Source organism: Gandjariella thermophila (assembly GCF_005405885.1).
GTDB classification, from domain to species: Bacteria; Actinomycetota; Actinomycetes; order Mycobacteriales; family Pseudonocardiaceae; genus Gandjariella; species Gandjariella thermophila.
In genome coordinates, this window is the sequence record NZ_BJFL01000025.1 from 1 (window position 1) to 22233 (window position 22233).

At 71.9% G+C, this 22233-nt stretch carries 16 protein-coding genes and 2 pseudogenes; 12 read left to right on the forward strand and 6 right to left on the reverse strand.

The genetic code is table 11. The features are described from left to right. Positions 1-145, forward strand: a pseudogene (locus FFT21_RS20215) (IS30 family transposase); the annotation flags it as partial. 277 nt (positions 146-422) lie between these two features. Here the strand turns inward: FFT21_RS20215 and FFT21_RS20220 are convergent. After that, a complete protein-coding gene (locus FFT21_RS20220) occupies positions 423-875 on the reverse strand; it encodes an Lrp/AsnC family transcriptional regulator (protein WP_225978585.1) in 453 nt (150 codons plus the stop codon). A 138-nt stretch (positions 876-1013) separates the two neighbouring features. Between FFT21_RS20220 and FFT21_RS20225 the strand changes: the two genes are divergently transcribed. Genes FFT21_RS20225 through FFT21_RS20235 form a run of 3 tightly spaced genes read left to right on the forward strand, consistent with a single transcriptional unit; the run spans position 1014 to position 4028 of the window. Further along, entirely contained in the window at positions 1014-1979 is a 966-nt protein-coding gene (locus FFT21_RS20225; protein ID WP_137815489.1) for a tryptophan 2,3-dioxygenase, read from the forward strand. Then, on the forward strand, positions 1972-3195 hold the full coding sequence (gene kynU / locus FFT21_RS20230; protein WP_137815490.1) for a kynureninase: 1224 nt from the start codon (positions 1972-1974) through the stop codon (positions 3193-3195). The genes FFT21_RS20225 and kynU overlap by 8 nt, the downstream gene beginning before the upstream one ends. Then, on the forward strand, positions 3192-4028 hold the full coding sequence (locus FFT21_RS20235) for an alpha/beta hydrolase family protein (protein ID WP_137815491.1): 837 nt from the start codon (positions 3192-3194) through the stop codon (positions 4026-4028). The genes kynU and FFT21_RS20235 overlap by 4 nt, the downstream gene beginning before the upstream one ends. A gap of 4 nt (positions 4029-4032) precedes the next feature. On the opposite strand, the gene FFT21_RS20240 is transcribed toward FFT21_RS20235, so the two are convergent. The 3 genes from FFT21_RS20240 to FFT21_RS20250 all read right to left on the reverse strand — a co-directional run bounded on the left by FFT21_RS20240 (position 4033) and on the right by FFT21_RS20250 (position 7705). After that, complete coding sequence (locus FFT21_RS20240; RefSeq protein ID WP_137815492.1) at positions 4033-5451, reverse strand: sialidase family protein; 1419 nt, start codon at positions 5449-5451, stop codon at positions 4033-4035. A gap of 218 nt (positions 5452-5669) precedes the next feature. Next, positions 5670-6614: a S1C family serine protease gene (locus FFT21_RS20245; protein WP_137815493.1), complete on the reverse strand. Its 945-nt coding sequence runs from the start codon at positions 6612-6614 to the stop codon at positions 5670-5672. A gap of 236 nt (positions 6615-6850) precedes the next feature. Beyond that, positions 6851-7705, reverse strand: coding sequence for a S1 family serine peptidase (locus tag FFT21_RS20250; RefSeq protein WP_137815494.1), 855 nt, complete (start codon positions 7703-7705; stop codon positions 6851-6853). A 235-nt stretch (positions 7706-7940) separates the two neighbouring features. Here FFT21_RS20250 and FFT21_RS20255 point away from each other — a divergent pair, with 235 nt between their 5' ends. Further along, complete coding sequence (locus FFT21_RS20255; protein ID WP_137815495.1) at positions 7941-8333, forward strand: type III secretion system chaperone family protein; 393 nt, start codon at positions 7941-7943, stop codon at positions 8331-8333. On the opposite strand, the gene FFT21_RS20260 is transcribed toward FFT21_RS20255, so the two are convergent. Beyond that, complete coding sequence (locus tag FFT21_RS20260) at positions 8330-9661, reverse strand: MFS transporter (protein ID WP_137815496.1); 1332 nt, start codon at positions 9659-9661, stop codon at positions 8330-8332. The genes FFT21_RS20255 and FFT21_RS20260 overlap by 4 nt on opposite strands. 224 nt (positions 9662-9885) lie before the next feature. After that, a complete protein-coding gene (locus FFT21_RS20265) occupies positions 9886-11865 on the reverse strand; it encodes an amino acid transporter (RefSeq protein WP_192909653.1) in 1980 nt (659 codons plus the stop codon). Positions 11866-12041: 176 nt separating this feature from the next. Here FFT21_RS20265 and FFT21_RS20270 point away from each other — a divergent pair, with 176 nt between their 5' ends. The 7 genes and pseudogenes from FFT21_RS20270 to FFT21_RS20300 all read left to right on the forward strand — a co-directional run bounded on the left by FFT21_RS20270 (position 12042) and on the right by FFT21_RS20300 (position 22230). Beyond that, complete coding sequence (locus FFT21_RS20270; protein WP_192909654.1) at positions 12042-12386, forward strand: DUF485 domain-containing protein; 345 nt, start codon at positions 12042-12044, stop codon at positions 12384-12386. A 5-nt stretch (positions 12387-12391) separates the two neighbouring features. Beyond that, positions 12392-14014, forward strand: a pseudogene (locus FFT21_RS20275) (monocarboxylic acid transporter); the annotation flags it as partial. 1140 nt (positions 14015-15154) lie between these two features. Continuing rightward, the gene (locus tag FFT21_RS20280) at positions 15155-16618 is read left to right on the forward strand and encodes a sugar transferase (protein ID WP_225978595.1); all 1464 of its coding nucleotides are present in this window, start codon (positions 15155-15157) and stop codon (positions 16616-16618) included. Between the two features lie 40 nt (positions 16619-16658). Next, positions 16659-17975: a nucleotide sugar dehydrogenase gene (locus FFT21_RS20285; protein ID WP_137815498.1), complete on the forward strand. Its 1317-nt coding sequence runs from the start codon at positions 16659-16661 to the stop codon at positions 17973-17975. Then, on the forward strand, positions 17965-19143 hold the full coding sequence (locus FFT21_RS20290) for a glycosyltransferase family 4 protein (RefSeq protein ID WP_137815499.1): 1179 nt from the start codon (positions 17965-17967) through the stop codon (positions 19141-19143). The genes FFT21_RS20285 and FFT21_RS20290 overlap by 11 nt, the downstream gene beginning before the upstream one ends. A 40-nt stretch (positions 19144-19183) precedes the next feature. Next, on the forward strand, positions 19184-20611 hold the full coding sequence (locus FFT21_RS20295) for a GumC domain-containing protein (RefSeq protein WP_137815500.1): 1428 nt from the start codon (positions 19184-19186) through the stop codon (positions 20609-20611). Further along, positions 20608-22230, forward strand: coding sequence for a Wzz/FepE/Etk N-terminal domain-containing protein (locus FFT21_RS20300; RefSeq protein ID WP_225978586.1), 1623 nt, complete (start codon positions 20608-20610; stop codon positions 22228-22230). The genes FFT21_RS20295 and FFT21_RS20300 overlap by 4 nt, the downstream gene beginning before the upstream one ends. Positions 22231-22233 lie beyond the last annotated feature (3 nt).

Below are 22233 nucleotides of genomic sequence, written 5' to 3' on the forward strand. Positions count from 1 at the left end.
CGACCTGTCCGTCTACACCCAAGCCGAGCTTGACGCCGTCGCCGACGAACTCAACGATCGGCCTCGGCGGACTCTGGGCTGGCTCAAACCGACCGAGGTTCTCAACAAATTGCTGCTTGAGGCAGGTGGTGCACCCATCAGTTGACATCGCCCTCCACCTCTTTTTTGGGACCACGGTCGGGTAACCACCCGAGCACGGTGCCCGTGCTTCGGTGAGGAAGACCGGTTTCCGAATATTCGGTGGCAGGCCGGTCGGCGTCACCGGAAACGGCGGTCAGGGAGCGATATAGGCCGACCGGTGCGGCGGCAATTGCCCTTTGGGCGTTCAGCGTGAGTAGCAACCATCCAGCCAACCGGATGGCTCCAACGGGACGCGGGACACCGGGTAGGGCGGCGCCCACCCTCCGCGAAATCGCGACGCATCAGTGCGTCCGTGGTGGCTGGACGGGCTTCGGTGGCAGTGGCCACGAGAGGATCATCGCGCTGGCCGTCTCGCCGTATTCCCACAACCGTTCCAACAGTTCGCGCAGCTCGTCCACGTTTGCGGTGGCGACGTGAACGAGGGAGCAGATATCGCCGGTCAGGCGGACCACGGAGAGGATCTCCGGCCAGTCGGCGACGCGCTCCGGCCGCAGCGTGATGCAGCGCGGCCCGTAGCAGCGCATGCTCACCAGCGCCTGGACCGGCCGGCCGACCACGGTCGGGTCGACGACGGCGTGGTAGCCGGTGATGGCGCCGCCGCTCTCCAGGCGGCGAACCCGCTGCGCCACCGTCGGCGCGGACACCCCGAGCCGCCGGGCGAGTTCGTTGAACGACGCGCGGGCGTCCCGCTGCAACTCGGTCAGCAGCCGCCAGTCCAGGTCATCCAGCGTCATCTGGCAATCGTAAACGGTCGGGACCGATCTGCTTGCGATCAAAAAGAACTGCGCCCTTCGTGGTCGGCATCGACCATTCCGTTCCGCTGGCTGCGAGGCAACCATGACCGTCGGCAGGAGCATCAGGAGGTGGTGACCGTGGCCGCGTCGTCTCCGCAGACGACCGCACCGAGAGCCGGAGCGCCGTTCGAGCACGCGACCGAGCCGGCGAACGAACGCGCGGCCGAGCCGGCGAACGAACGCGCGGCCGGACCCGCGAACGAACGTGCGGCCGGGGCCCGATCGGCGGGCGAACCGGTCAACGAACCGAGGCTGGACTTCGCGGGCCTGACCCCGTACGACGAGTACGTGAAGGCCTCCACGCTGCACCGGCTCCAGCAGCCGCGGTCCGCTGACCCGGGCGAGATGGCGTTCCTGGTGACCACGCAAGTCATGGAGCTGTGGTTCGGGCTGCTGGTCTATGAGTGGCACACCGCCTGCGGGGCGCTGGCCGAGGACCGCCTGGACGATGCGCTGGCCTCGTTGCGGCGCAGCGTCGCCGAGCTGAGGGCGTTGGCGGCGTCGTGGACGCCGGTCAGCTCGCTCACACCGGCGCAGTTCAACGCGTACCGATCGGCCCTCGGCGAGGCGTCCGGATTCCAGTCGGCCGCCTACCGTGAGATGGAGTTCCTGCTCGGCGAGAAGAGCGCCTCACTGCTCCAGCCGCACGCCGATGCGCCGCACGCGTACGCTCAACTGGAACAGGCGCTCCACGCGCCTAGCCTCTACGACACCGTGCTGGATTTCCTGCACCGCAGGGGTTTCGACGTGCCGCGCGAGGTGCTCGACCGGGACCTCTCCCAGCGTTACGAGCCGCACCCCGGCGTGGAGGCCGTCTGGGTGCGGATCTACACGACCGGCGACGAGCCGCTGGTGCAACTCGGCGAGGTGCTCACCGACATCGCCGAACTGTTCGGGCGGTGGCGCACCGACCACCTGATGGCCACCCGGCGCGCGATGGGAGCGAAGCGCGGCACCGGCGGGTCCTCGGGTGTGGCCTGGCTGGAGAAGCGGGCGGCCAGGCTGGTGTTCCCCGAGCTGTGGACGGCGCGCGGCCATGTCTGAGGCGCTGCGCTCGCACCCCCGCACCGCACTCGCCGACCGCGCCGCCGAGGCGGACCGCGCCGACCCGCTGGCGCGCGTACGGGACCGTTTCGACCTCGACGACGGCGTCACCTACCTGGACGGCAACTCGCTCGGCGCGCTGCCCCGCGCGGTACCCGACCGCGTCGCGCACGTGATCCGGCACGAGTGGGGCCGGCTGCGGATCCGCTCGTGGACGGAAAGCGGCTGGTGGACCGCGCCGGAACGGGTCGGCGACCGGATCGGCCCGATCGTCGGCGCCGCGCCCGGGCAGATCGTGGTCGGCGACTCGACCAGCGTCAACGTGTTCCGCGCGCTGGTTTCCGCCGTCCGGCTGGCCCAGCAGGACGGCCCGGGCCGCGCCGAGATCGTGGTGGACGCGACCACGTTCCCCACCGACGGCTATATCGCCGGGTCGGCGGCCAGGATGACCGGCTGCCGGCTGCGCAGCGCGAGCCCCGACGACCTGGCCGGCGTGCTCGGCCCGGCCACGGCCGCGGTTTTGGTCAACCACGTCGACTACCGCACGGGCCGGCTGTGGGACCTCCCGGAGATCACCGGCATGGTGCACGCCGCCGGCGCCCGCGTGGTCTGGGATCTCTCGCACAGCGCGGGTGCACTCCCGGTCGGGCTGGACGAGCACGGCGTCGACCTCGCCGTCGGCTGCACCTACAAGTACCTCAACGGCGGTCCCGGCGCACCGTCCTATGTGTACGTTCGCGCCGATCTGCTGTCCCGGCTCGACCAGCCGCTGCCCGGCTGGTGCTCGCACGCCGAACCGTTCGCCATGGAGTCGGACTACCGTGCCGCCACCGGGATCAGCCGGGCCAGGGCCGGGACGCCGGAGATCCTGTCGCTGCTGGCGCTCGACGCCGCGCTGGACGTCTGGGACGGGGTGGAGATCGCCGCGGTCCGGGACAAGAGCCTGGCACTCACCGGCTTCTTCGTCGACTGCGTGACGGCGCTGCTGCCGTCCGGCCGGGTGACCTGCGCGACTCCGACCGGCGAGCGGCGCGGTAGCCAGGTGTCGCTGCGCTGCGCCGGTGCGGCGGGCGTGATGCGGCGGCTGATCGACCGTGGCGTGGTCGGCGACTTCCGGGAGCCGGACATCCTCCGCTTCGGGTTCGCGCCGCTCTACACACGGTTCGCCGACGCGCTGCACGCGGCCGAGGTGCTGGCCGAGGTGCTGGCATCATGACCGAGCCCGCGGTGCTGCTCCGCAAGCCGGTGCCACCGCAGGCCAGCCTCCACTACGGCGGTCATCCCGATCAGGTCGTGGATCTCTGGTTCCCACCGGACGACCGCGGCGCGCCGATCGTGGTGCTGCTGCACGGCGGGTTCTGGCGGCAGGCGTACGACCGGCGGCATCTGTCCGGGCTGGCCGCGTACCTGTCCGCCCGCGGTGCGGTCGCCGCGTCGGTGGAGTACCGCAGGGTGGGCGGCGCCGGCGGCTGGCCGGCGACCTTCGACGACGTGGCGTGGGCCGTCGACGCGGCGCCGAGCCTGGTCGGCGACGCCTGCCGGCACGCGGACCGGAGCCGAGTCACGCTGCTCGGCCACTCCGCCGGTGGCCACCTCGCGCTCTGGGCGGCCGCCCGCCACCGGCTGCTCACCACGAGCCGGTGGCATCGCCCCGACCCGCCCGCGGTCGCCTCGGTGGTCGCCGTCGCCCCGGTCGCCGACCTGGTACTCGCCGACCGGCTCGGCCTGAGCGATCACGCCGTCGCCGCCCTGCTCGGCGGCGGCCAGCGCAGCGGCGGCGAGGACAGTGACCAGGTGCGGCGCACCGGCCGGATCGCCGAGGCGGACCCGGTGGGCCTGCTCCCCACCGGAATCCCCACAACCCTGGTGCACGGCGCGGCGGACACCATCGTGCCCGTCGCGCTGTCCGAGCGGTTCGCCGCGGCCGCCCGGCGCGCCGGCGACCAGACCGACCTGGTCATCCTGGACGGCGTCGACCACTTCGAGCCCATCGACCCGGCCACCGCCGCGGCCGACGCCGTCGCACGCGCCGTGCTCGGCGCCCGCTGAGCGATCAGTTGGGCCGGCCCACCGGCCGACCGGTCTGCTGCACGGCGTACCCGGTGTAGCTGCCGGAGCCGCCCAGGTCGGGCGCGTCGTGGGAGTAGGTGATGTGCGCCCAGCCGGACTGGTCGGTGTCCACGCCGAAGTCGTCGAAAAGCTGCCGACCGCCGCTGCAGCTGATGCCGCCCTCGCAGACGTCACCCTGGTGGACCGGCATCAGCTTGCTGTTCGACCACCCGGTCAGCGACTGGGTGCGGTTCTGTGCGAAGTAGACGGACCACACCGCGGACGGCCCGGTCCCGTCGGTGCCGTAGTAGACCAGGTCCTCGCCCGCCGAGGTGGCCACGATCCACGGGAAGATGGCCCGCTTGCTGGTGCTCACCGGCGCCGAGCAGCTCCAGGTGTTGCCGTGGTCGGTGGACTTGGCGACGTACACGGCGGAGTCGTTGGACACCGCGTAGAACAGCGTGCCGTTCGGCGCGACGGAGACGTTCGGGAAGTTGTGTGCCAGGCCGTTCTTGCCGAACTTCGTGGTGCACGGGATCGGCTTGTCGGTCCAGGTGTGCCCACCGTCCGAGGACACCGCGAGGAACGCCTCGTTCTCCTCGCTGCCGGTGGCCGTGCTCGGCGCGACGAACGACTGGTACGCCCAGAAGCCGCCGGGGGTGGGGCTGGCGTTGTCGTGGTCGATGACCAGGTTGCCCAGCTCGTTGCTGGACGCCTTGTCGTCGGTGGGCGGGATGGCCTGCGCGATCTGCGTGTAGAGCTGACCGCCGTTGTCCGAGCGAAGGATGTCGATGTTGTTGGTGGCGATGTCGTGGTAGCTCAGCAGCGAGGTGTCCGCGCCGTACGCCGCGATCCATTCCCGGTCGTCCAGCGGCAGCCCGCCCTGCACCGGCGTCTGGCTGAACGTGGCACCGTCGTCGTCGGAGGTGGCCACGTTCACCGAACCGAGGTTCAGGCTGGCCACGTAGATCCGGTACGTGCCGTGCGAGGACAGCGCCGGGGCGAACGCGGTGTCCACGTCACCGCCGGAGGCGCCCACCCCGTGCACCGCGTTCGGCTGCCCGGAGTAGGCGAGCTGGCAGGCGCCGGCACCGCTGGCGCCGCCGACCTGGTGCGCGCGCCAGTACTCGCTGCCGCCGCCGAGCCCCTCCTCGGACGCCACCCCGACCAGGTTGCCCCGGGAGACGTGCACGGAGGGCTCCGCGGCGGTGTTCGTGCCGCACCCCGCGGCCCCGACCGTCTGGGTCTGCAACTGGCCGTAGGAGAACCCGCCGACCGTGGCCGCCGCGCCGACGGTGAGCGCTCCGGACGCCGGGAGCGAGGCCAGCACGAGGCCGGTGACCGCCGCGCCGGCGACGGCTCCGAGGATCGCGGTGCGCCGCCACGTTCGCTTGCCCAGCACGATGATCGCCTCCTGCGGCATGGGTCGCCAACCGCCCGTTGCCCGTGGTCGTGCCGGTGGCCCGGGCGGGCCACGGCGCGTTCGGGCACGGTCAATCAGGCACAAAGGGCCAACCGACCGGTCGTTATGATCGGCGGCGCTTTGTTGCCCGGTTGTTACGTTGGTGATTGTTCGCGTGGCCGCACTGGCGCCGATCGAGTTCGTTACGCGATGCGCGGCGCTTTCCGGCGCGTTTCCGGTCAGCCCTCGGTGAGTTCGACCGGTTCGGCGATCACGTCGACCATGGCCCCGTTGCGGAACACGGTGACCGGCAAGGGCTTTCCGATCGCCTTGGCGAAAAGCTGGCGCTGGATGTCCTGGGCGTTGGCGACCGGGGCACGGCCGACGCTGAGAATCAGGTCGCCGGAGTGCAGCCCGGCCCGGTCGGCCGGCCCGCCGGGAACCACCTGGACCACGCGCAGCCCGGCGCGCTGCCCGGTGCGTTCGGCAAGGGCGCCCGGCAGTGGCGCGGGCGCACCGACCAGGCCGAGGTAGGCGCGGCGTACCCGGCCCTCGGCGATCAGCGTGGCGATGATCCGCCGGGTGGTCGCGTTGATCGGAATGGCGAGCCCGAGCCCGACGCCGGCCACCGCGGTGTTGACCCCGACCACCCGGCCGGCCGAGTCGGCGAGCGCCCCTCCGGAGTTGCCCGGGTTGAGCGCCGCGTCGGTCTGGATGACGTCCTCCACCACCCGGATCGTCCCGCCCTGGCCCACCGGCAGCGCCCGGCCGAGCGCGCTGACCACCCCGGCGGTGACCGAGCCGGCGAGGCCGAGCGGACTGCCCACGGCGACCACGAGTTGGCCCACGGACAGCGTGTCGGCGTCTCCCAGCACGGCCGCCTTCGGGGCCGGACCGCGCGCCGCGATCACCGCGAGGTCGGACAGCCGGTCGGCGCCGACCACGTCGAAACCGGACTCGGTGCCGTCCGCGAAGGTCACCGTCCCGCCGCCGCTCGATCCGACGACGTGCGCGTTGGTCAGCAGGAAACCCTCGTCGGTGAACACCACGGCCGAGCCGCCCGCGCGCCGCATGCGCACGCTCGCCACGTGCGGCGTCACCGAGGCGGCGACCGCGATCACCGTGCGGGAGTACGCGTCCAGCGCGGTGGCATCCGCAGCCGTGGTCTCCGGGTCGCTCCCCATCGTCATCACCGCCCGGGCCGCCGTCGCACGCGGTCGCGCGCGATGACACCGTTGCACCGCCATCGAGAGTGCGCCCGCCGCCCCGTTCCCGGCCACCCCGTTCACTGTGCGCGTAGCGCATGGCGCCACCCGCCGGCCGTTCGCCCCGCCGGGCATGAAAGTGGGGGAGGCGGCGAACCGCCTCCCCCACCTGTGCCTCGACGTCCGGCCTGGGCAGGCCGCTGGGCGGGTTCGGGTCAGGGCAGGGACACCAGCGGGCCGCGGAACGCCTCGGTCCCCGGCACCAGGGTGACGCTGCCGAACGACGAGTGGCTGTGCAGGTAGGCCAGCTCGTGGGCGAGGTCGCCCACGCCGTTGCTGGTCGGCGTCGGCGCCAGCTCCAGCGTGGAAAGAATGCCCAGCGCCTTGCCGCCGGCGTCGAGGAAGGCGCTGCCGGAGTCACCCGGGATGCCCGGGGTCACGGTCTCCACGGAGTGGCTCCATCCGCTGCCGGTGTCGCCCAGGCTGATGCCCTGCTTCGGGCTGAGCAGCGCCACGCCGCCGCGCAGCTCCGAGTTGCCGTAGGACAGCACGGTGTCCCCGGACGACGTGCCGGCGGTGTTCAGGCCGATGGGCCCGCCCCAGAACGGCACGGACGGGTTGACCTTGCTGACGTCCGCCGGGTCGAGCCGGATCAGCGCGAGGTCGTTGTACGCGCAGGTGTCCGGGTCCTTCTCCCCGTTGGCCTGCATGGTCAGCCACGAGTTGTAGACCATCGTGCCGGGTTTGCTGGCGCCGTCGACCTGCACCTGGGTGCCCAGCGGGAGCGATCCGGAGGTGCAGCCGTTGGTGGACGTGCTGCCGCCCGTCCCCGAGCAGTGCGCGGCCTGCCCGAGGTACACCGACGTGCCGTCGGTGAACACGAAGTTGGATGTGCATTGAGCACCGTTGGTATGTGTCTGGACGCCGGGATGGATGGCGGCGGTGCTGGCGGGGGCCCAGCTGGGCGTGGCCGCCGTCGCGGTGCCGATGGCGGCTCCGGACGCGGCGACCAGTACCGCGGCCGTACCAGCGGCGAACCAGCCGGCGCGCCGGAGAGTTAACGAGCCCATGCGACCTCCTGGACCGTCGTGGCACCGTGAGCGGTGTCACTCGAACGTGTGTTACTCGTAGGTAAGCTAGTGATCCTGCCGGACGAAGACCACCCCCTCGCGCCAAGTCGGCGCCTGCGCGATCATGGTGAGTGTACGGAGCGTCAGTACTGGATCACGGTGCGACGCGCCGGCCCGCGACGATCAACGAGACCTGGTGTCGCGCGGACATTCCCGCGGTACGGAAAGGGCGGACATGGCCTCATGGGCTGATCTGGCGGCGTTCGTGCGGTCGCGGTACCGCGTGGTGGCGGAACGGGCCGACGAGATTCGGATCCTGGTGGAGTTCGACGACGAGCGCAGCCAGACCGTGATGGTGTTCCGCGAGATGCTCGACCGTCGCGACGAGTGGGTGCAGATCGCGTCGCCGTGCGGGCTCGCCGGCGACGTCGATCTGCACGACCTCCTCGTGGAAATCGGTGCCACCGCCGTGGTGGGCGGTGCCGCCATCATCGGGGAACACGTGGTGGTACGCCATTCCCTGCCGCTGGCGAACCTCGATACCAACGAGTTCGTCGACCCACTCCACCTGGTGGCCACAACGGCGGACGAACTGGAGGAGAAGTTCTTCGGCGGCGACGGGTACTAGCCGGCCCGGCGGGCGCGGCGCGCCAGCACGGCGATGCACAACAGCGCGACGGCGGCCATCGCGATGATGTATCCGGACACGGCCATCGAGGTGCCCGTGGACTCCAGCAGCAGCACCATGATGAACGGCGCCAGCCCGCCGCCGATCACGCCGCTGATCTGGTAGCCCAGCGACGCTCCGGTGTACCGGGTCTCCGCGTTGAACAGTTCGGCGAACAGCGCCGCCTGCGGGCCGTACATGATGCTGAGGAACATGCTGCCGACGAACGTGGCGATCGCCAGGTTCACCACGCTCGCGGTGTCGATGAGCAGGAACATCGGCACCGCCCAGACGAGCAGCCCCACGGCGCCCGCGGTGTAGACCCGCAGCCGGCCGACCCGGTCGGACAGTCCGGCCGCCGACGGGATCACCGCCAACTGGGTCGCGCTGACCGCCAGCGACACCAGCAGCACGGTGCTGCGGGACATGTGTAGCTCGCGGGTGGTGTAGTCGAGCACGCCGGTGATGAGGATGTAGAACGTCGCGTGGTTGACCACGAACGACCCGGCGGCGAGCAGCACCGTACCCAGGTTGTGGCGCAGCACCTGGCCGAGCGGCGAGTGGCCGCGGGCGCGTTCCTGCTCCGCCAGCCTGGCCTCGGCCTCCCGGAACTCCGGCGTCTCCTCCACCCGCGTGTGGATGTACCACGCCAGGATCATCACCAGCACGCCGACGAAGAACGGCAGCCGCCAGCCCCAACTGCCGAACGCGCTGGCCGAGGTCACCGCGGTGGCGACGAGGAAGGTGGTGTTGGAGAGCACCACGCCGATCGGCACGCCCAACTGGACCAGGCTGCCGTAGATGCCGCGCCGGCCGGCCGGCGCGTACTCGGTGGCCAGCAGCATGGCCCCGCCCCACTGGGCGCCCACCGCGATGCCCTGCACCAGTCGTAGCACGACGAGCGCGACGGGGGCGGCGATGCCGATGGCGGCGTAGGGCGGCAGCAGTCCGATCAGCGTGGTGGCCGCGCCCATGCTGGCCAGGGCGAGCACCAGCATCGGTTTGCGGCCTCGCTTGTCGCCGAGGTGGCCGGCGATGATCCCGCCCAGCGGTCGCGCGCCGAACCCGACCGCGAAGGTCGCGAAGGAGGCGAGGACGCCGGCGACCGGGCTGAAGGCGGGGAAGAACTGCTTGCCGAAAATCAGTGCGGCCGCGGTGCCGAAGATGAAGTAGTCGTACCACTCCACGGCGGATGCCAGTGCGGCGGCGGTGGCGACCCGGCGGCGGCGGGCCGAATCCGAAATCGCCTGGTTGGTGCTGGTGGTGGCGGCGGTTGGGGTCGTTTCCATCGCGTCTCGTCCTCCGCGTGGGGAGCCGGAAACGGGGGGGCCGACGTGGCATGCGTCACGTTGGTCGCTGGAAGTTAGCAACCGCTTAGTATGTCGTCAAGAGTTCGGCTCGGCCCTGAACGGGAATTGATACCGACCGGTCGGTAAAGGGGGGATCGACCGGGCCGCGGGCCGGGCCCCGCTCGGCGCCGGCCGAGCGGCCGGCTCCGAGCGGCGGTGCCGGGTCAGCCGACGTGCACCCGGGGCCGGCGCTCGGGGTCGGGCTCCGCGCGGCGGATCACCTCGCGGGTGAGCGGCGCGATGTCGCCACCGCCGAAGACCAGGTAGCGCAGCAGCGCGAGCACCGGGTTGCCCTCGATCCAGGCGAAGTAGACGTGCGGCAGCACGCCCAACTCGTCCCGGATGTGCAGCAGCACGGCGGCGATGCCGTTCGGCACGCTGGCGCTTTCCGCGCGCAGGATGCGGTAGCCGAACCGCTGCTCGCCGGTGACCACGACGGTCGACTCGAACTCCGAGGCATCCCGCACGGTCACCTCGACGAACAGCACCGGATCGCGGTCCGGGATGTCGTGGTGGGTGCGCTGCTCGCGCTCCTTCTCCCGGTACTCCCGCTCGTCCCGCGCGTCGGGCTCGTTGGCGATGATGCGTAGCCGGTCGCCCGCCGCGCCGTGCACGAACTCCCGCGCCAGCGGGTCCATCTCCACGGTGGTGACCCGCAGTTCGGTGGACCGGGTGGCCCGGGAGACCAGCGAGGTGACCACGATCGCCACGATGAAGAACGTCGCGATCTTCACGCCGTCCGGCCGCTCGACGATGTTGGCGGCGGTCGTGTAGAGGAACACCACCGCGATGGCGCCGTAGAGGACGGTCCGCGCCGTGGCCGGTGCCGTCGATCCCGCCCTGGCACGCTCCCGCCCCGCGGACAGCGTCACCGCGACCGCCGCCGACGAGATCAGCACCAGCACACCGGTGGCGTACGCGCCGCCCTGCGCGTCCACGTCCGCGCCGAAGATGACCGTAATGACGAATGCGATGGCGGTGAACACGAGCACCAGCGGCCGCATGGCCCGCGTCCAGTCCGGCGCCATGCCGTACCGAGGCAGGTACCTCGGCACGATGTTGAGCAGCCCGGCCAGCGCCGACGCGCCGGCGAACCACAGGATGCCGATGGTGCTCAGGTCGTAGACGGTGCCGAAGGCGGAGCCGAGTTCCTCGTGCGCCAGGTAGGCCAGCGCCCGGCCGTTGGCCCGCCCACCGGGCTGGAACTCCTGCTGCGGGATCAGCAGTGTGGTGGTGAAACTGCTGCTGATCAGGAACACGCTCATGATCAGCGCGGCGGTGACCAGCAGCTTGCGGGTGTTGCGGATGCGCAGCCGCATGGCCGGGCGGCCGTCCCGATCCACGCCGCGCACCAGCGGCATCACCGCCACCCCGGTCTCGAAGCCGGACAGTCCCAGCGCCAGCTTGGGGAAGACCAGTAACGCGATCGCCACCACCGCGGCCGGGCTGCCCTGCTGGGCCAGCAGCAGGTTGCGCCAGTCCACCACCAGGTGCGGCGCGGCCACCACCCGGGCCACCGAAACCGCCACCACGACGGCGTTCAACGCGAGGTAGACCGCGACCAGGCCGACGGCCACCCCGATGGCCTCGGTGAAGCCGACCAGGAACACCACGCCGAGCAGCGCCACCAGCACCAGGGTGACCAGCACCTGATGGCCGTGCAGGACGTTCGGGGTGAATGGGTTCTCCAGCAGGTGCGCGCTGGCGTCCGCGGCGGACAGGGTGACCGTGATGATGAAGTCGGTGGCCACGAACCCGAGCAGAAACAGCACCAGCAGCTTGCCGCGCCACCGGGGCAGCAGCTTCTCCAGCATGGACAGCGAGCCCTGGCCGTACGGGCTCTCCCTGGCCACCCTGCGGTACACCGGCAGCGCGCCGAGCAGCGTGAGCAGCACCAGCACCACGGTCGCCACCGGGGACACCACTCCGGCGGCGAGCGCGGCGATGCCCGGCTGGTAGCCCAGGGTGGAAAAGTAATCCACGCCGGTGAGGCACATCACCTTCCACCACGGCTGGTGCTCGTGCTCCTCCGGCCGCTTGTGCGGGCCCGCGAGCTTCTGGTTGCGGTGTGCGAGGCCCTCGAACAGCCAGTCTCGGAACCGGCCGTCGCGGGTCGGCTCAATCTCGGGTCGGGTCTCGGTCACCACGCGGGCCACCCTAGCGATCTGCCCGATGCTCCCCGGGATCGCCACGGCGCTCACATGTCACCGGATTGTCACCATTCGTTGCGAAAATGCAGCGACGCAAAGGGTGGACAAAGGTCGTCCAAACGCTAACCTGCGTACGCTCGCGGCAGCAACGAACCGCCGAAGGAGGAGTTGTGACGACCACCGAGCCGACGAGCGGCTCTCCCGGGACCGACACGTGGTCCACCGTGCATGCCAGCCCCGAGTTCGCCGAGTTGCGGCGCCGGCTGCGCGGCTTCGTGTTTCCCATGACCGCGCTGTTCCTGCTCTGGTACGTGCTCTACGTTCTGCTCGCTGACTACGCGCACGGCTTCATGGCCACGAAGGTGCTCGGCAACATCAACGTCGGTCTCGTTCTCGGCCTGCTCCAGTTCGTCTCGACGTTCGTCATTACCGGCTGGTACGTGCGCTTCGCGAACCGGCGCATCGACCCCGCCGCGGAACGCATCCGGGCCCGGATCGAGGAGGGCGACCGATGAGCCGAATGGTCCTGGCGGCCGGAGTGGCCGGCAGCAACCCCACGTTGAACATCGGTATCTTCGCGGTCTTCGTCCTGATCACGCTGGTCGTGGTGTTCCGGGCCAGCCGAAGCACCCGGACCACGGCCGACTACTACGCGGCCGGACGCGCCTTCACCGGCCCGCAGAACGGCATCGCCATCTCCGGCGACTACCTTTCCGCGGCGTCGTTCCTCGGTATCGCCGGCGCCATCGCGGTCAACGGCTACGACGGGTTCCTGTACTCCATCGGGTTCCTGGTGGCGTGGCTGGTGGCTCTGCTGCTGGTCGCGGAACTGCTGCGGAACACCGGCAAGTTCACCATGGCCGACGTGCTCAGCTTCCGCATGCGGCAGAAGCCGGTGCGGACCGCGGCGGCCATCTCCACCCTCGCGGTGTCGTTCTTCTACCTGCTCGCGCAGATGGCCGGCGCCGGCGGGCTGGTCGCGCTGCTGCTCAACGTGTCCAACAAGACCGGGCAGGCCGTGGTGATCGCGGTGGTCGGCGCGCTGATGATCCTCTACGTGCTGATCGGCGGCATGCGCGGCACCACCTGGGTGCAGATCATCAAGGCGGCGTTGCTGATCGTCGGTGCCGCCGCGATGACGGTGTGGGTGCTGGGCAGGTTCGGGCTGAACCTGTCCACCCTGCTCGGCAGCGCGGCGGACCACGCCGGCAGCAACGGCGCGAAGGTGCTCGCACCCGGCCTGCAGTACGGCAAGACCGGCACCACCAAGCTGGACTTCCTGTCCCTGGGCCTGGCGCTGGTGCTGGGCACCGCCGGGCTGCCGCACGTGCTCAGCCGCTTCTACACCGTGCCCAGCGCCCGGGAGGCGCGCCGCTCGGTGGTGTGGGCGATCGCGTTGATCGGCATCTTCTACCTGTTCACCCTGGTGCTCGGGTACGGGGCGGCGGCGCTGGTCGGCCCGACCGCGATCAAGGCGGCGCCCGGCGGGGTGAACTCCGCCGCGCCGCTGCTGGCCAACGCCCTCGGCGGCACCGTGTTGCTCGGGTTCGTCTCCGCGGTCGCCTTCGCCACCATCCTGGCCGTGGTCGCCGGGCTGACGATTACCGCGGCGACGTCGTTCGCGCACGACATCTACGCGAACGTCATCAAGGGCGGTGCCGCCGAGGACAAGGCCTCGGAGGTCAGGGTCGCGCGGTGGACGGCCGTGGTGATCGGCATTCTGGCGATCGCCGGCGGCATCCTGGCCAACGGGCAGAACGTGGCCTTCCTGGTCGCGCTCGCGTTCGCGGTGGCCGCGTCGGCCAATCTGCCCACGATCCTCTACACGCTCTTCTGGAAGCGGTTCAACACCAGCGGCGCGCTGTGGAGCATCTACGGCGGTCTGATCTCCACCGTGGTGCTGATCGTGTTCTCGCCGGTCGTCTCCGGTAAGCCGGTTTCCCCGACGACGCACAAGAGCGACTCGATGCTCCAGGGCGTCGACTTCCACTGGTTCCCGCTGGACAATCCCGGCATCGTCTCCATTCCGCTGTCCTTCCTGCTCGGCTACCTCGGTACGGTGTTGACCAAGGAACGCTCCGACGAGGCGAAGTTCGTGGAGATGGAGGTTCGGGCGCTGACCGGTGCCGGCGCCGAAAAGGCCGAGTCCGTGACGGCTACCGTCGCGGAAACCGCCTCGGAGATCTCCGAACCGGCCGCCGAACCGGCCGAGGCGGTCTCGGCCGCGGGTTCGACCGGTGAAGCGGCGGCGGACCCGACGGAGAACTCCTCGTCGGATTCGGCGGAGTCGGCCAAGGATTCCGCCAAGGATTCCGTCAAGGAGTCGGCCAAGGATTCCGCCAAGGATTCCGCCAAGGATTCCGTCAAGGAGTCGGCCAAGGATTCCGCCAAGGATTCCGCCAAGGATTCCGTCAAGGAGTCGGCCAAGGATTCCGCCGATGGTTCCGGTGAGGACGCCACCGAGGACTCGGCGGGCGAATCGCCCGAGGAATCGCCGAACGGGGCCGAGCCGGAAACGGAGCCGGAGTCCGAGGCCGCGGCCGGGACCGCCGCGCAGGCGGGTGACGGGCAGGCTGCCAGCACCTGACCGCCCCGTCGCCCGGCCGGCCGCGCCCCGCGCGCGGCGTGCCCGACCGTGATCCGCCCCGCCGGCAACCGCCGGCGGGGCGGATCGCTTTTTCGGCGCCCTGTCGGTTGGCCGTATTGCGAACACGCGCCGCCACGGCGTCGCCGGGCTGCGACGGGGACGTGACACTCCGAGCTTCGCCCCCCGGGCGCGCGTTGGGGCTTCACCGGCGCGTTCCCATACTTGTCAGTGCGGGCCGGCCCGGTTCTGGAAGCAGGCTGTCAATTCGTTTCGATCCGTTGCCCGATTCGTCCGGCGTATGGAAGAGGGACCTTCGGTAGGGCCGAACGGCCCTACCGAAGGGCAAGCGAATGTGTCTTCGAGGTGACCGGCCGGGTTGGCCGGCGCCAATGCCCTGGTCGGCACGTCCCCCGCCACCCGATCGGGCGTCGTTGAGCGCCCAACTAACGCACCGTGTAACGGCAGCGACGGGTGGAACGAATGATGGGTAGTCACGACGGTTCCGGGCCGCCAACCGGAATCCGTTTGGCAGTACGTGCTTGATCCGAACGCGTGGGGCCGCGGGGGCGTCCACCAATTCCGCTTGCAAAAAAACCGGCAGAACCGGGGGGAACACGGTTGAGCGAACACGTCGGGCCCACTCGCGACCATGTCGGTGACTGGCTGTCGCGGGTGCAGTATGTCGACCCTCTTCCGCTGGGCCGGGGCCGCCGCCCAGCGCGTGGCTCCGCCGCTCAGTCCGCGAGCGACTGGGAGCCGCGGTACCGCCGCGCCGTGATCGTCAGCGACGTCCTGGCCACCGTCGTCGTGGTGGGCGTGATCGGCGGACTCTTCGGCGCGCGCGGCGCGTCGAACTGGCACGATCGGTGGGGCATCCTGGCCGCCGGCACCGAGGTGCTGGTGCTCGGCGCGCTCGCCGTCGGTCGGGCCTGGCACTCGACGGTGCTCGGCCAGGGCGCCGAGGAGTTCCGCCGCCTGGGCCGGTCGCTGTTCACCGCGGCGGTCGTGCTCGCGCTCGGCGGGATCGCCCTCACCTCACACAACATCCGGTTGTGGATCTTCGTCGCGATCCCGGCGATCGCCGCGGTCACCCTGCCGGAGCGGTACCTGCTGCGCCGTTGGCTGCACCGGCAGCGCCAGGACGGCCGCTGCCTGCTGCCGGTGCTGGCCGCGGGCAGCGTGGCCACGGTGCGGGACCTGATCGCGCGCACGCGGAAGTCGCCGCACCTGGGCTGGCGGGTGGACGCGGTGTGCACCGTGGACGGCCGCGGCGTGGACGGTGACGGGCAGGGTGGCGACCACGTGGACGACGTGCCGGTCGTCGGCCGGTTAACGGAGGTCGCCGACCACGTACGGCGCGGCGGCTACCGGGTGGTCGCGGTGACCCCGGACCCGCACTGGTCGCCGGACCGGTTGCAGCGCCTCGCCTGGCACCTGGAGGGCAGCGAGGCGGAGATGGTCGTCGCGCCGGTGCTGATGGAGGTCGCGGGGCCGCGGCTGCACGTCAGCGGCGTGCTCGGCATCCCGCTGTTGCGGGTCAGCCTGCCCACCTTCACCGGGGTGCGGCGGGCGGTGAAGGAGGTCGTCGACCGGGTCGGCGCGACTGTGCTGTTGATGCTGTTCGCCCCGCTGATGATGCTGGTCGGCCTGCTGGTGATGGTGGAGAGCCGGGGCGGGGCGTTCTACCGCCAGCGCCGGGTCGGCAAGGACGGCCGGGAGTTCACGATCGTCAAGTTCCGCACCATGGTGCGGGACGCCGACGCGCTGCGGGCCCAGCTCGCCGACCGGAACGAGGGCGCCGGCCTGCTGTTCAAGCTACGCAAGGACCCGAGGGTGACCCGGGTCGGCGCGGTGTTGCGGCGGTTCTCCATCGACGAGTTGCCCCAACTGTTCAACGTGCTCACCGGCTCGATGTCGCTGGTGGGGCCGCGGCCGCCGCTGCCGGAGGAGAGCGCCGCCTACGGCCCGGACATCCGGCGGCGGCTGCTGGTCAAACCGGGGCTGACCGGGCTGTGGCAGGTCAGCGGGCGCAGCGACCTGCCGTGGGAGGAGGCGGTCCGGTTGGACCTGCGGTACGTGGAGGACTGGTCGCTCGCACTGGACGCGGTGATCTTGTGGAAGACGCTGCGCGCGGTCTTCTACGGGGAAGGGGCCTACTGATGGCCGGTGCAGAGAAAACCCGCGGTGGAAGGGACTTCGCATGAGGGTCAGCGTTTTCGGGCTCGGCTACGTGGGCTGCGTGTCGGCCGCGTGCCTGGCCAGCCGCGGACACCAGGTCATCGGGGTGGACGTGAACCCGGTGAAGATCGACCTGGTCCGCCGGGGCAGGGCGCCGGTGGTCGAGGAACGCATCGGTGAGCTGACCGCCGAGGTGGTGCGCACCGGCGCGCTGCGCGCCACCGCCGACGTCGCCGAAGCGATCGCCGGCAGCGAGGTGTCCCTGGTCTGCGTGGGCACCCCGTCCGCGCCGAACGGCAGCCTGTCCACCGCCTACCTGGAGCGGGTCACCGAGCAGATCGGCGCCGCACTGTCCGAAAAGGACGGACGGCACACGGTGGTCTTCCGCAGCACCATGCTCCCGGGTACCTGCCTGGAGAAGCTGGTGCCGATCCTGGAGAAGTCCTCCGGTGGCACCGCCGGGGTGGACTTCGGCGTCGCGGTCAACCCGGAGTTCCTCCGCGAGGGCAGCAGCGTGCGGGACTTCTTCGACCCGCCGAAGACGGTGATCGGCGAGTTGGACGCGGCCAGCGGGGACGTGGTCGCCGAGCTGTACGGCGGGCTGCCCGGCGAGATGTTCCGGGTGCCGATCCCGGTCGCGGAGATGACCAAGTACGCGGACAACGCGTTCCACGGCCTCAAGATCGGCTTCGCGAACGAGCTGGGCGCGGTGTGCCGGGCGCTGGGCCTGGACTCACACCGGGTGATGGACGTCTTCCTGGCCGACCGCAAGCTCAACATCAGCCCCGCCTACCTGCGTCCCGGGTTCGCCTTCGGCGGTTCCTGCCTGCCCAAGGACCTGCGCGGCCTGGTGTACGCGGCGCACCGGGCGGACGTCGCGGTGCCGATCCTCGCGCACGTGCTGCCGTCCAATGAGGAGCACCTGCGGCGCGCGGTGGAATTGGTCGAGCGCACCGGCCGGCGCCGGGTCGGGCTGTTCGGGTTGTCGTTCAAGCCGGGCACCGACGACCTGCGGGAGAGCCCGCTGGTCGAGCTGGCCGAGCGGCTCTTCGGCAAGGGCTACGACCTGCGCATCTACGACGCCAACGTGAGCCTGTCCCGGTTGCTGGGCGCCAACCGCGAGTACATCGAGGGCCGGCTGCCGCACCTCGGCCAGCTACTCGCCGGCTCGGTCGACGAGGTGCTCGCGCACGCCGAGGTGTGCCTGGTCGGGTGCACCGACCCGGAGGTGCTCGGCGCGCTGCCGCACGGCGACGGCCGGGTGCTGATCGACCTCGTCCGCCTCCCCGACGCCGAGGCGCGCCGGGCCGAACCGGGATACGTGGGCCTTGCCTGGTAAAGCGCTGGTCCTCGTCGAGAACCTGTCGGTGCCGTTCGACCGGCGGGTGTGGCAGGAGTGCACCACGCTGCGCGACGCCGGCTGGCAGGTGCATGTCATCTGTCCACAGGGGACGAGGCGGGACACCGAGCCGGAGGCGGAGATCGACGGGGTGCGGATCCACCGCTACCCGCTACGCGCCGCCACCGGCGGACCCGCCGGCTACCTGCGGGAGTACGGAACGGCGCTGTGGCACACCGCCCGGCTGGCCCGCCGGATCGGCCCGGTCGACGTGGTGCACGCCTGCAATCCGCCCGACCTGCTCTTCCTGGTCGCGCTGCTGGCCAAGCGGCGCGGCGCCCGGTTCGTGTTCGACCAGCACGACCTGGTGCCCGAGCTGTACCTGTCCCGGTTCGACCGCGGCAAGGACCTGCTCTACCGCGCGGTGTGCGCGCTGGAGCGGCTGACCTACCGGGCCGCGGACGTGGTCATCGCGACCAACGAGAGCTACCGGGAGGTGGCGCTGCGCCGCGGCGGCAAGCGGCCGGAAGACGTGTTCGTGGTGCGCAGCGCGCCCGCCGTCGACCGGTTCCGGCGGGTGCCTGCCGAGCCGGCGCTGAAGCGGGGCCGGCCGCACCTGCTGTGCTACCTGGGCGTGATGGGCCCGCAGGACGGCGTGGACTACGCCCTGCGGGCGCTCGCCGCGCTGCGTGACGACCTCGGCCGCACCGACTGGCACGCGGTGTTCGTCGGCGCCGGCGACACCTTCGACGCGATGGTCGAGCTGTCCCGGCGGCTCGGGCTGGCCGACCGGGTGGAGTTCACCGGCCGCATCCCGGACGTCGACCTGGTGCGCTACCTGTCCACCGCGGACGTGTGCCTGTCCCCGGACCCGCACAACCCGCTGAACGACGTGTCCACCATGAACAAGGTCCTGGAATACATGGCGATGGGTCGGCCGATCGTCTCCTTCGACCTCCGCGAGGCACGGGTGTCCGCCGGGGACGCCGCCGTCTACGCGCCGGCCAACGACGAGCGGGAGTTCGCCAAGCTCGTCGCCCGGCTGCTGGACGACCCGGAGGAGCGGGACCGGATGGGCCGGGTCGGCCTCCACCGGATCAACGGGCCGCTGTCCTGGGCGAACTCCCAGCGGGCGCTGCTCGCCGCGTACGCGGCGGCCGTCCGGTGACCGCCGTGACGCTCATCCATGCAGGGGGGAGGCCACACCGTTGAACCCGCCGTCGAGCGACGACACCGTCCGCCTGGCCACCGTCGGTCAGGTGCTCCGCGGGCGCTGGCGCGTGCTCACCGTGCTCACCGTGGTGGGCGCGCTCGCCGGCTTCGGTGCCTCGCTGGTGCTGTCGCCGGGCTACGCGACCTCGGCGACCGTGCTGCTGCAGGGACCCCGGCAGGCCGACGAACTGCTCACCGAGGCCGAGGTGGCGACCAGTTCGGTGGTGCTGGACCGGGCGGCCGCCGCGCTCGGCTGGCGGGTCACCGGCGTCGAGCTGCAGAAGTCGGTGATCGCCAAGGTGGCCGGCGGCAACGTCATCCAGATCACCGGTGAGGCCGACACCCCGGAGCGGGCGCAACGGCTCACCGACCAGGTGGCCCAGCAGTTCGTCCGGTTCTCCACCCAGCTCGTCTCCAACACCGGGGACGCCTCGGCGCAGGTCGCGCAGGAGCAGCGCGAGGCGCTGCGGCAGCAGGTCGCGCAGACCAACCAGCGCATCATCGACCTGGCCAAGTCGGCCAACCAGGGGCAGACCGTGGAGAGCGTGCAGGCCCGCACCCAACTCGAGGCGCTGCGCACCGCGCTGAACCAGGCCATGAACGCCCTCGACCAGGCCGACGCGGCGACCGGCCGGGCGAACATGGTGCTGATGGGCGGGTCCGAGCGGCCCACCAGCCAGGCGCCGCCGACCCGGGTGCAACTGATCGCCGCCGGCGCGCTGCTGTTCCTCGTGCTCGGCGTGATCGGTCACCTCTTCGCGGCCCGCGCCGACCGCCGGCTGCGCAACCCGGCGGAGATCGCCGCCGCGCTCGACGCCGCGCCGCTGGGCAGCGTCGACGTGCCCGGCGGGGACGCCGGGGACCGGCCGCGCGCCCCGGGCCCCGGCGGCCGGATCCGCCGGCTGCTGGGCATGGACACGCCGTGGCACCTGCCCCGACTGCCGGCCTCCGGTGACGACCGCAGCCGGCACATCCGCTACCGGCGCGTGCTGACCCGGCTCCGGGACGGCGCGCCGGCCGCCCGCCGGGTGCTGCTGGTCGTCCCGGACGACGACCCGATCGCCCGAGGGGCGGCGGGTCACCTGGCCGCCGTGGCCGACCCGCCCGGCGAGGCCAACGGCGCCGCCCGGCCCGGGCCGCAGCTGCGGGTTGCCGAGGTCACCGCCGACCAGCCCGCCGTGCCCGACCTCGCGGACGTCTCCGGCGTCCTGGTCGTGGTCACCGCCGGCACCCGCACCGCGTGGGAACTCGTCGGCATCACCGAGGCGTGCGCCGACGCCGGTCACCACGTGGTCGGCGCCGTCGTCGCCCACCCGGCCGGGAAAACCTCGCGCCGCCCGGCGGCACCCGCGCCGCCCGTGCGGCCCACCGAACCCATTCCGACACACGACGTCGGCGGCACGATGATGGCAGGTTCCGCGTGACGACAAGCGGTATTCCAGGCGGCGCGCAGGCCGGTACACCCGGCGCCGCCCCGGCGGCCCAGCCGCTGCTGGACCTGCAGCGGCTGGTGGTCGCGGTGCGGCGGCGCCGCCGGTTCTGGCTGTCCTGCGCGCTGCTGGGCCTGCTCGCCGGCGCCGCGGTCGCGGTGCTCGTGCCGTCCCCGCCCACCGCGACCGCCAAGCTGCTCGTGGCGCACCAGGCCGACCAGGCAAACGACGCCGGCACGCTGATCCGGACCGATGTCGCGGTGCTGGAGACCACCCGGATCGCCGGCGCGGCGCTGCAGGCGCTGCACTCCGACCAGCGCCCCGAGGACTTCCTCAAGGACTACACCGGCAGCGGGCTGACCAACAACGTTCTGCAGATCACCGTGCAGGCGAGCAGCGCGGCGGAGGCGGTGGCCAGGGCCGGGGCACTGGCCGACGCGTTCATCGCGGACCACGTGCGGCGGATGAAGGACGCTGCCGGCGCGCAGGCCCAGGCCCTGGTCGACCAGCGCGACCAGGCGCGGGCCGAACTGTCCAAGGTGGACGCGGCGATCGCGGACGCCACGTCCAGGGGCAGCAGGACCACCCCGGGCGACCTGGAGGCGCTCTACGCCCGCCGCGCCGAGCTGACCTCGCAGATCTCCGACTTCGGCCGGCGCGCCGACGAGGCCCGGATCGGCACGCCCCAGGTCGCCGCCGGCACGCAGATCGTGGACGCCCCGCGGCTGCAGCGCCGCTCGCTGGCCAGGGCCGGCGCCACGGACGCCGGTATCGGTCTCGCGCTGGGCCTGGTGATGGGCCTCGCCGTGACCGCGGTCGGCACCGTGGTGCGGGACCGCCCGCTGCTGCGCCGGGAGATCGCGGCCAACCTGGGCGCGTCGGTGATCGCGCAACTGCCGGCGGCGCGCCGCGGGCTGGCCCTGCCGTGGCGGCGTTCCCGGGCACGCGACGAACGCCGGCGGGCCGCCGCCACCCTCGCCCGCGCCGTGCGTGGCTTCCCGGGAGCCGGCGGCATGGCCGGGTCGGTGTCCGTGCTGGAGCTGGGCTGCGCGCGCACCGCCGCCGCGCTCGCCATGGACCTGGCCGAGCAGCTCGCCCTGGACGGGCCGGTGGTGGTCGTCGACGACCTGCCCGGCCGAGACCTCGGCCGGCTCGGCCGCGGGCCGGAACGCCCGATCCGGATGGTGGACGGCGGTGAGCTTTCCCCCGGCCACCCCGCCGACCACCGGGAGCGCCAGGTCGGCGTCGGCTCGGTCGCGCCCGGCACCGCGTGGACGGACCTCGGACACCTCGGCGCGGAGACCCTGCTCGTGGTCCGCGCCGGGCACGGCAGCACCGCGTGGCTGCACACCGTCGCCCGCCAGCTCGCCGACCTGCGTATCCCGGTGATCGGAGTGGTCCTGGTCGACCCCGACCCGCGGGACCGCACCGACGGCACCCTCTGGGACGAGCTGCACATCGCGCTGCGCGGCCGCGCCGCCCGCCGGCCAGCGGCACCCCGGCTGGCCGAGCGGCCGGCGGAACGCCCGGCCGGCTCACCGGCCGAGATAGCGACCGAACTGCCCACCGTGAAGTTCGCCCCGGTCCGGGCCACCGACGTGGAGGTCTCGTAAGCG